Below are 13648 nucleotides of genomic sequence, written 5' to 3' on the forward strand. Positions count from 1 at the left end.
CTGGCGAAGACGAACTGGCGCGGGGCGGAGCTTGCCGCGCCGGGCGTACCGGCTGCGTCAGGCTGTCGCGTGCGCCTTCGTGGCCGCGGCCTTGCGCTTGCCCTTGGTAAAGCTCGACAGGCCGTCGATCACATCGCGACCGTAGGCGACGGCCGCTTCGATCGCCTCGCGCGGACTGCCGGCGCGATGCGAGCGCAGCGCCGGCAAACCGGTCGACGGCTCTCCGCCCAAGGCGATGATGTTGACCGTTGCCTCGAAGCTGTCGCGCGCGGTGCCCGACTTGCCGGCTTGTTCGCCGGCGTGATGGACGTGTGCCGAGAGGCGATAGCCCTTGTAAACAGCGTGATTGGCGTACATGGTGGACTCCTTGGAAATGCGCGCGCTCAATGGCGGCGCAAGCGCGTAATCGCGCGTTCGCCCGCCTGGCGGGCGACCTGCTTTGCCTGCGCTTCCGTGCGATGCAGCGTGTCGCGTACCGCGACGTTTTCGAGCACCCGCTCGCGTCCGCTTTCATAGCGGCTGACGATGTAAGTGGCGAACCACTGGCCGGGGCTTTGCTGGATCGGATGGACGGCGACGGTGTATTGGTTCTGGTTCTGGTTTTGGCTGTGTTGTTGATTCATGTCATTGGAAGGGGGCGGTCCCTTGCCCTGATCCGATGGGTCCGCGCAGATGCCAGAGGCAGGTGCATGCGGATGTCGAGCGCTGCGGCGCGTGAGTGCGCGCCAGTTGCGGCTTACGGAAACGGCTTGGTCGCGAGGCGAGGCCCGGCTCGGTGGAGCCGAAACAGCGGTGAGGCGACGGAACGGGAACGCTGGGTGGTGAATGCCGGACGTCAGGTCGGGCGGCGGGGCCCTGGGGGCCAGCCGGACAGTGTCTTGTCTTAATAATCTGTCCGGGTTTTCGCCTCTTGGGGCGAAGGCACACACTATAGCACGGTTGGCCTGTCAGCACCGGCTGCGCGGGTAGGCTCCTCTCCCACGCGCGGGAGAGGATAGGGGAGAGGGAAAAACGGCGGTCGCCACGGCATCGCCGTCGCAACCAGCCTTCGTTTCCCCCGCAGCGCGCAGCGAAGCGCCTCACATATGCAGCACGCCGCGAATCGTCTCCGCCAGATCCTTGGCGAGGAACTTCGACACGTAGGCGTCCGCGCCGACCTTGCGCACATGGTCCTCGCTGGCATTGCCCGACAGCGACGAGTGGATCACCACCGGGATGCCCTGGAAGCGCTTGTCCGCCTTGATCTTGCGGGTCAGCGTGAAGCCATCCATCTCCGGCATCTCGAGATCGGTCAGCACGCAGGCGATCTCGTCGCGCACATTGCGCCCGGCCTTCGCGGCGGTGGCGGCGATGTCGTTCAGTTCGTCCCACGCTTCCTGGCCGGTCTTGGTCATCACCACGGATACGCCCATCGCATCGAGACCTTGCTCGATCAGGCTGCGGGCGAGGGCGGAATCGTCGGCCGCGAGGATTTTCGTGCCCGGGCGCAGCGCCAGCTTCGGTCCGACGGTGGACGGATCGACATCGGGCTGACTGGTCGGCAACACGTCGCGCAGGATCTGTTCGACGTCGAGCACCTGTACCAGGCGAGCGTCGGGGGTGTCCGCATTCAGCTTGGCGATGCTGGTCACCAGCCCGCCCTTGGTGCTGGCTTCGGCCGACACCACCTCGTTCCACTCCAGGCGCACGATTTCCTCGACGCCCTCGACGGCGAAGCCCTGCGTCGAGCGGGCGTACTCCGTGACCAGCAGGATGCCGCAGCTGCCCCCCTGTGGCGTGCAACCCACGATCTTGGCCAGGTCGATGACCGGAATCACCTGCCCGCGAATATCCGCCATGCCCAGCATCGCCGGCGCGCCGCCGACCACGGTCGTGATTTTCGGCATCACCAGAATTTCACGGACCTTGAATACATTGATGCCGAATATCTCGTTCTGGCCGGAACGCTCGGCATTCCCGAGCCGGAACAGCAATAATTCGAACTGATTATTGTTGGTCAGGTTGGTCCGCTCGTCGATTTCCTTCATCAAGCCGCTCATGACTTCCCCATATTCCTCGCGACGCCCGCGTGACCGGTGGCGCAGTGTGTTGTCGATGACACACGAGGGCACGGCTACGAAGAGGGCCCGACCGCTCGCGGTACGGGTCATTAACGACCGGGCGGGTGGAACCTTTAGGGCCGTGACGCAGCGCTTCCCCGGCTAGGTGCTGGTGCTGACGATCAACGGCAATCTGGTGGCGACGCCGCGGATCGCGCGGCCGGACCAATGGCCTGTTGTTCGTGCCGATGGCCAGCGAGCAGCAGGCGCTGAACGTCGCCGCGGTGATTGGCGGCGCGGGCGCGCCCGCGACGAGATAACAAGGCGCTCTGCCGTCCCTGCGTGCGGGGACGCGGCGTCTTGCTGCCTTTCTCGCTTGGTTGCCGCTTGTTTCCTGCTTGGATTGCTGCCCGGTTGCTGCCTGGCTGCCGCTCATTTACCGATATACCCAGGCAGTCCCCGCGCCTTCGGACTCCTGGCCGCCTTGACCGCCAACGCGAGCGCATAGGCGAAGCATTCCGGATTCCCCATCGGCCCGCGAATCTCGCGCCGGAAGAAATCCGCCCACTTGAAGTCGGGATAGGCCTGCTTGACCCGGCGGTAGCCGCCCGCGATGCGGGCAAAGGCCTCCAGACTGCGATATGGATCGTCGCGCATGCCCGCGACAGAGCGCGGCAGCGCCGACAGCGGCTGGCGCTGGCCGTGCTCGTCGTACGGGTGGACCTGATGGCGGCGCAGCATGTACTCCCAGAACTCGTCCTCGGAGCGGTCACTCAGGTCCTTGCGGACGAACACCGGGATGATGTCGAAACCCAGCTCGTGCCAGGCGCGCACCCAGTGGTGATGGTCCACGACCCACAGCACATGCTGCGGTCCCACCACCACGTGGATGCGATGCTTGTCGAAGAAGGCCTCGAGCCGGTCCTCGGGCTGCCGGCGCGTCGTCTGCATCTTGCGCTTGACGTGCAGCATGCCGACCGTGATCTGGGTCGGCCGCAGCTCCGCGATCGGCGCGCGGAGCTTGCTGCCTTTGGCGAGGGTCGTGGTGCCCACGTGCGCCGGTCCGGTCGGGCTCAGCGGTTGGTTCCCTTGCCGGTCGAGCCGAGCCCGTCGCCGATATCGGGCGTGCTGCCCGAAGCGGAGGAGACCGACGAGCCGGATGTCCCGGTCGTTCCCGATGTCCCGGACGTGCCCGACGTTCCCATCGAGCCGGTGCTGCCGGTGGTGCCGGACGTTCCCATCGTGCCGGACGACAGCGGCGAGCCGGTCGACGTGGCCGAGGTGGAGCCGGACGAACCGGAGGAGCCCGACGTTCCCGACATCCCGCCGCTGCTGCTGCTGCGATAGTCGCCACCCGCTTCCGAACCGGCACCCGCGCTGCCCATGTCGCGCGTGACGCGGATCTGGTTGTGGACCTCGTTGACGCCGAACACTTCGTCGGCAATATCCTCGATCACGAACTTCTCATGGCGCTCGCGCACCGAGCCGGTCAGCGTCACCGTGCCGCCGCTGACCTCGACCGAGACCTGGCTGACATCGACCATCGGCACATCGGACAGCCGCTCGCACAGATCCTCGCGAATGCGCTCGTCCGAGCGCTGATAGCCCTTCGGGCCGACGCGCCGGCGGCGTTGCTGTTGTCCGTATTGCTGGCCTTGCTGGCCGTACTGGGAAGCTTGCTGGCCATATTGCTGCCCCTGGCCATACTGCTGACCCTGGCCATATTGAGAGCCGTAGCCCGACTGGTACTGCGAGCCGCCCCGGCCGCCGGATTCGTAGCTCTCCAGCCCGTAGCCGCGGCCGCCCTGGCCCGAACTGCCGCCATAGCCGGAGGTACCGCTCTGGCGATAGCCCGGATCGCCGGGATAGGCCCGCTGACCACCGCTGTACGACTGTCCGCCGCTGGAGCTGCTGCCGTAGTAGCCGCCGCCATAGCCGGGCTCGTTGCCGCCGCGACGCGAACGGTCGCGCGCCTCGAGTTCGCGCCAGGTTTCCGCGCCACCGCCGCGGCGGCCTTGCTCGCGCCCATAGCCACCGTACTGCTGGCCGCCGTACTGCTGGCTGCCGTACCCCTGGCCCGATTCCCAATCGTCCTCGCGTCCGGTATCGCGCACGCCGTACATGCCGTAGCGCTCCACGCCGCCGCCGCTGGGGTCGTAGCCGGCATAGCCGCTGCTGTACGGATTGCGCGCGCCGCCCATGTCGGTCGGATCATAGCGGCCCTGGCCGCTGCCGCGATAGCGCGGCGAGGATTGCTGCTCGAACGAGGAACCGCCGCCGCCGCTGCGCGAGCGATCGCCACCGCCGCCACCACCACCGCCGCGTCCAGCGCCCCATTCATCGCGCCAGCGTTCGCGTTCGTTCTCATGGCGTTGCTGGCCCTGGCCTTGCCACTGCCCCTGTCCTTGTCCGTACCGCTGCTGGCCCGAGCGCTGGCCGCCGTATCCGCCGGACTGCCCGCGGCCGGATTGTCCGCGGCCGTATTGCTCGCGTGACTCGCCCTCGTCGCCGTATTCGCCAAACCGCATTTCTTCGCCCATGTCGTCACCGTCCTTGTCGCGCCACCATTCGCTGCCGCTCCCCTGATCCCGCCCCGGACCGCCGCCATAGCCACCGTAGCCGCCGGGGTAGCGCTGATTGCTACCGTTGCTCATTTGTCCCTCCTTGCGTACCAAGTGGCGGCACGCGCCGCGCACTGCGCCGGGCGGATGTTGCTCCTGCTCTGCTGCTGCCCGGCCGGGTGAAGAACCGCAAGAACCGTACCGCTGTGCGCGAGAGGCGGCATGCGAAAGCGGGGCGCGCGCATCGCCCGCGATCGCCGCGGCGCCAGCAATCCACATGCAAAGTTTGCCGCCGTCACTTGTAAAAAGTACGGCGCATGGCGGGGCCGTCACCGAAGCGCAGTCTCTTTCGTCATTTGCGTGCGTCGCGCCTGACGGATCGACGTCGCAGGTATGGAACTTGCCGTATAGCGGTATTGCCCATCACCGGCGCGGGCGTGCCTTGCGTGCTGTGGCCCGCCATGCCGGAAGGCGCCCAGAGAACAGCCATGTCCGACGTAGCCAGTACCGACCGCGAACGCCTCGCCAGCGCCGCCCGCGAAGTCATCAACGGAAAGTCCGCCAACGGCAAGGCAGCCAACGGCAATGCCAGAGGCGCCGGCAATGGCGCCGGCAATGGCGCGTCGGAAGAGGACCGGCAGGGCTGGCGACGACGTGTGATGCACGCCTTCGAATGGTTCGCCGGCCATGCCACGCGGGGCGCCGGCTCGCCGATCGCGTTCGCCTCCGCCGTGGGCGTGGTGCTGCTGTGGGCGGTGACGGGGCCGATGTTCGATTATTCCGAGACCTGGCAGCTTGTCATCAATACCGCCACGACCATCATCACGTTCGTCATGGTGTTCCTGATTCAGCAGACGCAGAACAAGGACTCGCTGGCGGTGCACCTGAAGCTGAACGAGCTGCTGGCCTCGCATCGCCACGCCAGCAGCCGGCTGGTGGCAATCGAGGACCTGGACGAAGAGGACCTCAAGAAGTTGGCGGCCTTCTACCGGCAGCTGTCCGAGCTGGCCGAGCGCGAAAGCGATATCGAGGAAACCCACGGGCTTGACGATGCGCTGCAGACGCACGTCGCCAAGCAGGAGGCGCGGCACGATCTGGAGGAGGAGATCGCTGCGGAGCTCGACTCGAAGGCGCGCAAGGACCGCCGGCCGGACGACGCGGTCTGAAGCGGCCGAGCCTGCCTCGCGCGCAGGCCGGATCGCGATGGGCCGGTGCAGGCCCGTGTCGATCGAGTCGGTCCGTGTAGATCGGTGTGGGTGTTGCAAGTTCGACATGCGCGACGAACAGCCATCCAGCGATGACGCGCGCTGCTGCGTGCCGGCACGCGCGGGCGCATTCCTTGCACGACGCGAAGAATGTCGTTGCCGAACCCAGGAGCCAATCATGTCGACCATCGTGGCAGGGCGTTTCGATTCCTTCGCCGACGCCGAGCGCGCGGCGCGAGGGCTTTATGGACACGGATTCTCGGTATGGGATGTGTCGATCTTCACGGTTGGCACGCCGCAGGCCACGCAGGAACTGGCGCGCCCGCCCGGCGTGCTGCTGGCGGCGCGGGTCGAGCCCGAACGGCTGCAGACGGCGGCCGAACTGATCCGCCTGGAAGGCGGGCGCGAGCTCGAACAGGCGGAGGGCCAATGGGAGAACGGCCGCTGGTCGGACTTCGATCCGCTTGGCACACCGAAGCCGTTGCAGGAGAGCGCACCGCACGAGCGCGCGGGCCAGCTCGGCGAGGGCGCGCTGAGCGCGACCGGCAACGAGGACCCGGGTAGCGAGATCGACCAGTCGGTCCGGCAGGACGAAGACCGCCATCCCGGACAAGTGAGCGGGCAGGCGGGCGGGCATGCCGGCGGACAGACAGGCGGGCAGCCGGGCGGGCATGAGGCTGGAAACGGCGAGCGCGATCTCGGCGTGCTGCTGACCCCGGGCCAGCACACCACCACGCATGAGGGCGTCAGCAAGGGCGACGAGGCCCGCATGCAGGGCCAGCGGGCGGGCGAACCGCGGCAGCAGGACGCTGGCAGCCAGACCGCGTCGGCCGCCGAGGGATCGAGCCAAGGCGCGAGTGAAGGAGCGACTCAAGACGTGGGCCAAGGAAAGAGCCAAGGAAAGAGCCAAGGAAAGAGCCAAGGTGCGGGCCATGGCGCGACTCAAGGCCAGAGCCCAGCGCAACGCGAAGGGCAGGGCCAGCACCCCGCCGAACAGCAACCGCGCGAAGCCTGGGAATCGGCGCAGTCGCATCGCCAACCGGGCGAGAAGACCGACGAGCCCGAACTGGTGCGCGGCGCCACCACCACACCGGAGCCCAGCGGGCCCAACGACACCTTCCGCCAGATCCGCCGCGGACAGTTCCCGCCGGGAGTCGGCGAGGGCGACCTGCGCGACCCGGGCAGCACCACGCCGGACGCGCCGAAGGTCGACAACCGGTCGTGAGGAATCCGATGACGGACCCGATGACCACCACGATGACCACCACGATGACCGCCGCGATGACGGCCGCGATGACCGAACCGGTACTCCCCTAAGCGCCGCCCCCCACCAGCGAGACGATGCCGACGACCAACGGACATCCCGCCCCTGCTTCCAAACGCCGGATCGCGGCCGAACTCTGGGCCACGATCTGGCGTTTCCGCGGCCGCGTCGGCGTAGCCGTGGTGCTGCTGATCCTGGCCAAGGCCGCCGCCGTAGCGGTGCCGCTGGTGCTGAAGCTCGTGGTCGACGACGTGGCGCCGGTGGCCACCGGCGCCGCCGCGATGGCGGGCGCGGCGATCACGATGCCGGTGTTCCTGGTGCTCGCCTACGCGGCGCTGCGCCTGCTCGGCAACGCCTTCAACGAGTTGCGCGACGTGGTGTTCGCGCCGGTGACCCAGCGCACCGTGGCGACCTTCATGGAGCGCACCTTCTCCCATCTGCATGCGTTGGGGGCCCGCTTCCATGCCCGCCGTGAAACCGGCGGCGTGATCCGCGACCTGGAGAAGGGCACCGCGGCGATCGGCTTCCTGCTCGGCGTCGCGGTGTTTACGATCGTGCCGACGCTGATGGAGATCGGCTCGGTGCTGGTGATCATGATCGCGGCCTATGGCGGTGCCTTTGCCGCGATCATCGTGGTGACCTTCGCCCTGTATGCGGGCTACACCTATGTGATGACGCGGCGCCGGACGCGGGTGCAGCGCAAGGTCAACGCGGTCGAGGCGCAGACCAACAGCAAGGTCGTCGACAGCCTGCTGAACTACGACACCGTCAAGTTCTTCGCGCGCGAGCGCTTCGAGACGCGCCGCCTGTCCGGCCTGCTCGAAGGCTGGGTCGATGCCAGCGTCGAGAACCAGTACGCGTTGTCGGCGCTGCATGTGGGCCAGAGCTGCTGTATTGCGCTCGGCGTGGCGGCGGTGATGCTGCTGGCGACCGAGCGGGTCGTTACCGGCGCGCTGACGGTCGGCGACCTGGTGCTGATCAACGCGTACATCATCCAGGTGGTGCTGCCGCTCAATACGCTGGGCTTCATCTTCCGCGAGTCCAACGACGCGATGACGCAGGTCGAGCGGCTGTTCGCGCTGCTCGACGCGCAGGGACCGCCGGGCGAGGACCACGACGCGCCTGGGGCGCGGCCGCTGCACGTGACGCGCGGCGAGATCGTGTTCGAGCACGTGAACTTCAGCTATGACCCGAGCCGGCAGACGCTGTGGGACGTCAGCATCCGCATCGGCGCGGGCCAGACCGTGGCGGTGGTCGGCGGCAGCGGCTCCGGCAAATCGACGCTCGCGCGCCTGCTGTTCCGGCTGTATCTGCCGGACAGCGGCAAGATCAGCATCGACGGGCAGGACCTGCGGCTGGTCACGCAGCAGAGCCTGCGCGAGGTGATCGGCATCGTGCCGCAGGACACCATCCTGTTCAACGACACCATCGCCTACAACATCGGCTACGGCCGCGAGGGCGCCACCCGCGCCGATATCGTCGAGGCCGCGCGTGCCGCGCAGCTCGATACCTTCATCGACCGGCTGCCCGATACCTACGAGACCCGCGTCGGCGAGCGCGGCGTGCGCCTGTCCGGCGGCGAGCGCCAGCGCGTGGCGATCGCGCGCGCGCTGCTAAAGAAGCCGCCGATCGTGGTGTTCGACGAAGCCACCTCGGCCCTCGATACGCGCTCGGAGCGCGCGATCCAGCGCGAGCTGGCCGAAGTGGCGAAGGGCCGCACCGCGCTGATCATCGCGCACCGGCTGTCCACGATCGCCGATGCCGATCACATCCTGGTGATGGAGCATGGCCGCGTGGTGGAGGAGGGCACCCACGATGCGCTGCTGGCCCGGCGTGGCGTCTATGCGCAGATGTGGCGCCTGCAACAGCAGCAGCGCGAACTGGAACGGACCGAGCAGAAGCTGGCGCTGCAGCCGATCCGGCTCGAGGCCATCGTGGCCGCGGTGGTGGACGGATTGCGCGAGCTGATCGCCGAGCGGCAGGTCAATCTGTTCACCGTGCTCGGCGAGGCGGAACTGCGCGTCACCGGCGATCCGGGCGTGGTGCAGAAGGCCGTGTGGGAGCTGTGCCACGCGCTGATCGCCGACATGGAGCCGGGCGGGCGCATCGAGCTGCGGCTCGAACGGCAGGGCGGCGAGGCCTCGCTCTATGTGGCCGCGCCGGACCGGCAGGCGCCGCTGCCCGATATGCGCGAGCTGGAGAACCTGCTGGAGGACCACGCGGTGCGGCTGACGGTCGATCCGCACGGACATGGCTATCGCATCGCGATGCCTTTGCGGCCGATCCGCGAAACCCCGGCGCCGCCGCCGGTCGCCCCGCCCGACATCGCGGCGACCCTGCCGGCGCCGGACGCGCTGAAGGGCCTGCGCATCCTGGTGCTCGACGACGACGAGCCCACGCGCGAGGTACTGACCAGCACGCTGGAGGACTACGGCGCCGACGCCCAGGCCTTCGGCCGCGGCGACGACCTGCTGGAGCTGCTGGGCAAGGCAGATCCGCAGCACTGGCCGCAGGTCCTGCTGTGCGATATCGCGCTGGACGAGGAGGACGGCTACACCGTGCTGCGCCGCGTGCGCCGGCTCGAGACCGAGCGCAACGTGCCGCTGGCCTGCCGCCTCAGCGCGATCGCGCTGTCCGGCCATGCCGAGGCGCAGGACCGCATGCGCGCGATGATGGCCGGCTTCCAGGTGCACCTGTCCAAGCCGGTGCAGATCGGCGAGCTGGTGGTGGCGATCCATTCGCTGGTGCGCCATCGCGATGTCGACACCACGGTGCCGGGGCCGCGAAGCTAGCGCCAGGGCGCTGCCGGTCTCCGGTTCCCGGTACCGGACCGCGGCCCCCGGTCGCAGCCCTCCGGCCTCAGGCCTCGGGCCTCGGGCCTCGGGCCTCGGGCCTCGGGCCTCGGGCCCGGGGTCGCCGTTGCGGGTCCATCGATTCCGTTTCACAACCCCCACTACACGATCGAGGAGAAACCATGCAGCCTCACGACAGACCCGATCTGCCCAGTTCCACACCGTCCCGGTCTTCCACTGACGTGCCCGGCGCCACTGCCTCGCCGGGCAGGGCGCCGGGCAGCCGGTTCGCCGATGCGGCCAGCGCCGAGCGCGCGGTCGCGCTGGCGAGACCGATGCTCGAAGCGGCGGTGCGGGACCGCGAGGTCGGCGAAGGCGGCTTCCTGCATCTGGTGGTGATGGACCCGGGCAAGGGTCCGGCCGATTGCCCGTTCGAGCAGGCAATCCTGTACGAATACTCGGCGCCGGGGCGCGAGCGCTGGGACGCCGATTACGCCTGGTATGCGCGCGAGAAGGCCAAGGTGGCCTGGCGCACCGGCATGGCGACCGACCAGGTCCAGGCGCGCGCGCCTCATCTGCTGCGCGCGGAGGAATCGATGCTGGGCGGCGCGGTGGTGCTCGACGGCATCGTGGTGGCGGTCAGCGGGGCGAACCCCTGGTATGACGAGGCCTTCGCCCTCAGCGTGGCGGCGCTGTTGCGGGCCGTGGCACAGCAACGGCGGCGGCAGCAGGGGTAGGTCGCGCCGTAGAGAGTTCGTGCAGCGATTGAATGACGCGACGGCGGGCGCGCTGGCGAACACGTCGCTCCCTCTCCCGCTTGCGGGAGAGGGTTGGGGAGAGGGCAGCACCGCCCATGCAACTTTTACCAGCCACGGCATAAACGCCAACGCGCCCCATGTAACTCCGGACATGGGGGAAGCGTTACCGCTGAAACGGCAAGCCACTGCGCCATCACGCGTCTGGCATGCAATTCGCTGAAGGCCTTCCCACAGAGAACCGGATTCGCCGCCGTCGCACGGTGCGGCGGGCAACCGGAATGGGGAGCGATGCCGTGGCATTCCCTTTTTCCGTCCCGCCCGCCAGCGCGCCGCAGTCGCGCGCACCCTGCACCGCATCCCCTTGCCCCCGCGACGCATCCGGTCACGCTTTCCAAGCCAACTTCAGGAGCCGAAATGACCGATGCGCCAGACGCCAGCCTGCAAGGCAAGACCTTTCTCGTGACCGGAGGAGGGCGCGGGCTGGGCGCCGCGATCTGCCAGAACCTGTCGGCCGCCGGCGCCAGCCTGGTGGTTGCCGACGTCGACGAAACCCTGGCGCGCAACTGTGCCGAGAAGCTCGACGCCAGCGGCGAGCGGGCCTATTCGCTGTCCTTCGACGTGGCCGAGCCGGCCGCCGTCCGCTCGGCCTTCGAGCAGGTGCGCGAGCGCAGCGGCCGCCTCGACGGGATCGTCAACAACGCCGCCATCGACATCACGCTGCCGGTCGACGAGGTCGAGACCGAGCGCTGGCACCGCGTGCTGATGGTCAATCTGTACGGTCCCTATCTGATGTCGCACGCCGTGGTGCCGATGCTGAAGGCGCAGGGGGGCGGCCATATCGTCAATATCGCGTCCACGGCGTCCAAGCGCGCCTGGCCCAACGCCTCGGCCTACCACGCCACCAAATGGGGACTGCTGGGCTTCTCGCACGCGCTGCACGCCGAACTGCGGCCGCACGGCATCAAGGTGTCGGCCATCGTCGCCGGCGGCATGCGTACTCCCTTCCTGCTCGACCGCTTCGCCGACATCGACCAGTCCACCCTGCAGGATCCGGCCAATGTCGCGCGCGCGGTGCGCTTCGTGCTGACGCAGCCCGAAGAGACCGTGATCCCCGAGGTCATGGTGCTGCCGATGAAGGAAACGTCGTGGCCGTGATCGACGATCCCGGCGCCGGTCCCGGAGTTGGTCCCGACGTTGGCTCCATGGCGGGCGCCGCCGTTCCGGCCCGCTCCGGCAGCGGACTCCCCGGCGCGGTACTGCTCGACAAGGACGGCACGGTGCTGCAGGACGTGCCCTACAACGTCGACCCCGACCGGATGCGGCTCGCGCCGGGCGCCGCGCGGGCGCTGCGGCGGCTCGGCCGGCTCGGCGTGCCGCTGGTGGTGGTGTCGAACCAGCCGGGCCTGGCGCTCGGCCGCTTCGAACCGGAGGCGCTGGGACCAATGCGCCAGCGCCTGGGCGAACTGTTCGCGACCCACGGCGCGCGGCTGTCGGGCTTCTTCTTCTGTCCGCATCATCCGGAAGGCGTGGTGCCGCGCTTCACGCGCACCTGCCTGTGCCGCAAGCCGCTGCCGGGGCTGCTGCGCAATGCCGCGGCGATGCTGCACTTCGACCTGCGCCGCTCCTGGATGATCGGCGACATCCTCGACGACATCGAGGCCGGCCAGCGCGCCGGCTGCCACACCATCCTGGTCGATTGCGGCAACGAGACCGAATGGGTGCGCGGGTCGTACCGCACGCCAGAGCATGTCGTCGCGGATCTGGACCAGGCCGCGCGCATCGTGGTCCGCCATCTGGGCGGCACGGTGCGGCACGCCGAACGTTGCCGGGTGGAGGCCTCATGACGGCATGGCGCGACGCCAAACGCATCCTGTGCGTGCGGCTGGACAATATGGGCGATGTGTTGATGACCACGCCCGCGATGCAGGCGCTGAAGGACAGCGACCCGTCCCGTCATCTGACCCTGCTGACCTCGAGTGGCGCGGCGGCGCTCGCCAGCCACCTGCCGATGATCGATACGGTGCTGACCTGGGATGCGCCGTGGGTGAAGGGGTACGGCATCGGCAACCGCACCGGCAGCAGCGTGATGCCGATGGCGCAGCGGCTGCAGGCGGCGCGCTTCGACGCGGCGGTGATCTTCACCGTCTACAGCCAGAACCCGCTGCCCGCCGCACTGCTCTGCACGATGGCCGGCATTCCGCTGCGGCTCGCGCATTGCCGCGAGAACCCCTATCAGTTGCTGAGCGACTGGGTGCCGGAGACCGAGCCCCAGACGCAGGTTCGCCACGAGACGCAGCGCCAGCTCGATCTGGTGGCGACGGTTGGCGCGGTGCCGGCCGACACGCGGCTGCGCTTCCGCGTGCAGCCCCATGACCGGCGCGCGGTGCAGCGGCTGCTGCAACGGTGGCAAGGGGAGGGCGAGCCACCGAGCGCCGTGTCGACCCGCTGCGTGGTGATGCATCCCGGCGCCACCGCCGAGTCGCGCCGCTGGCCGGAGGCGCGCTTCGCCGAGGTCGCCCGCACGCTGGCCGAGCAGGACGGCGCGCTGGTGCTGCTGACGGGCGGCGTCAGCGAGCAGGCGCTGGTCGACAGCGTATGCCGCGCCGCCGGACATCCACGCGTGGTGGGCATCGCCGGCGAACTGACGCTCGGCCAGATGGGCGCGCTGATCGAGCATGCCGATCTGCTGGTCTCGAACAACAGCGGGCCGGTCCACCTCTCGGCCGCGCTCGGCACGCCGGTGGTCGATCTCTATGCGCTGACCAATCCGCAGCACACGCCGTGGCAGGTGCCGCACCGCACGCTGTATGCCGACGTGCCGTGCCGCTATTGCTACAAGAGCGTCTGCCCGCAGCAGCACCACCGTTGCCTGAACGATGTCGAAGCGGCCGAGGTCGTGGCCGCGGCGCGCGAACTGCTGGCCGGCGCGCCGGCCGTCACCGATGCGCTGCCGCCGCTGATCGTGCCCGCTCCCGTCATGCCCCCGTTGCCGCCGGTACGCGCCAGTGGCGCGGTGCTGGCGACCTGAA

Annotated in this window: 12 protein-coding genes; 7 read left to right on the top strand and 5 right to left on the bottom strand. The window is 68.8% G+C overall.

The genetic code is table 11. The features are described 5' to 3' along the window. Positions 1-57: 57 nt before the first annotated feature. From K7G19_RS00590 to K7G19_RS25020, 5 genes are all read right to left on the bottom strand, one after another. A complete protein-coding gene (locus K7G19_RS00590) occupies positions 58-387 on the bottom strand; it encodes a GTP cyclohydrolase (protein WP_149319964.1) in 330 nt (109 codons plus the stop codon). Then, positions 384-623, bottom strand: coding sequence for an isochorismatase (locus K7G19_RS00595; RefSeq protein ID WP_226105181.1), 240 nt, complete (start codon positions 621-623; stop codon positions 384-386). The genes K7G19_RS00590 and K7G19_RS00595 overlap by 4 nt, the downstream gene beginning before the upstream one ends. A 456-nt stretch (positions 624-1079) precedes the next feature. Then, positions 1080-2039, bottom strand: a complete 960-nt coding sequence (locus tag K7G19_RS00600) for a chemotaxis protein (protein ID WP_149319966.1) — start codon at positions 2037-2039, stop codon at positions 1080-1082. Positions 2040-2471: 432 nt separating this feature from the next. After that, a complete protein-coding gene (locus tag K7G19_RS00605; RefSeq protein WP_226105183.1) occupies positions 2472-3092 on the bottom strand; it encodes a ParB/Srx family N-terminal domain-containing protein in 621 nt (206 codons plus the stop codon). Positions 3093-3112: 20 nt separating this feature from the next. Further along, positions 3113-4693 (bottom strand): BON domain-containing protein, encoded by a 1581-nt coding sequence (locus K7G19_RS25020; protein WP_370639459.1) that lies wholly within the window; start codon positions 4691-4693, stop codon positions 3113-3115. 566 nt (positions 4694-5259) lie between these two features. Between K7G19_RS25020 and K7G19_RS00620 the strand changes: the two genes are divergently transcribed. The 7 genes from K7G19_RS00620 to K7G19_RS00650 all read left to right on the top strand — a co-directional run bounded on the left by K7G19_RS00620 (position 5260) and on the right by K7G19_RS00650 (position 13647). After that, positions 5260-5766 (top strand): low affinity iron permease family protein, encoded by a 507-nt coding sequence (locus K7G19_RS00620; RefSeq protein WP_149318356.1) that lies wholly within the window; start codon positions 5260-5262, stop codon positions 5764-5766. A gap of 217 nt (positions 5767-5983) precedes the next feature. After that, positions 5984-7030, top strand: a complete 1047-nt coding sequence (locus K7G19_RS00625; protein ID WP_226105185.1) for a hypothetical protein — start codon at positions 5984-5986, stop codon at positions 7028-7030. A gap of 116 nt (positions 7031-7146) precedes the next feature. Further along, the gene (locus tag K7G19_RS00630; protein WP_149318045.1) at positions 7147-9861 is read left to right on the top strand and encodes an ABC transporter transmembrane domain-containing protein; all 2715 of its coding nucleotides are present in this window, start codon (positions 7147-7149) and stop codon (positions 9859-9861) included. Between the two features lie 182 nt (positions 9862-10043). Beyond that, the gene (locus K7G19_RS00635; protein WP_226105187.1) at positions 10044-10598 is read left to right on the top strand and encodes a heme-binding protein; all 555 of its coding nucleotides are present in this window, start codon (positions 10044-10046) and stop codon (positions 10596-10598) included. A 435-nt stretch (positions 10599-11033) separates the two neighbouring features. Continuing rightward, a complete protein-coding gene (locus tag K7G19_RS00640; RefSeq protein WP_053823623.1) occupies positions 11034-11774 on the top strand; it encodes an SDR family oxidoreductase in 741 nt (246 codons plus the stop codon). Positions 11775-11821: 47 nt separating this feature from the next. Next, complete coding sequence (locus tag K7G19_RS00645) at positions 11822-12463, top strand: HAD-IIIA family hydrolase (RefSeq protein WP_226106262.1); 642 nt, start codon at positions 11822-11824, stop codon at positions 12461-12463. After that, on the top strand, positions 12460-13647 hold the full coding sequence (locus tag K7G19_RS00650; RefSeq protein WP_226105189.1) for a glycosyltransferase family 9 protein: 1188 nt from the start codon (positions 12460-12462) through the stop codon (positions 13645-13647). The genes K7G19_RS00645 and K7G19_RS00650 overlap by 4 nt, the downstream gene beginning before the upstream one ends. Position 13648 lies beyond the last annotated feature (1 nt).

The sequence above is a fragment of the Cupriavidus sp. DB3 genome (genome assembly GCF_020418465.1).
Lineage (GTDB): Bacteria > Pseudomonadota > Gammaproteobacteria > Burkholderiales > Burkholderiaceae > Cupriavidus > Cupriavidus cauae.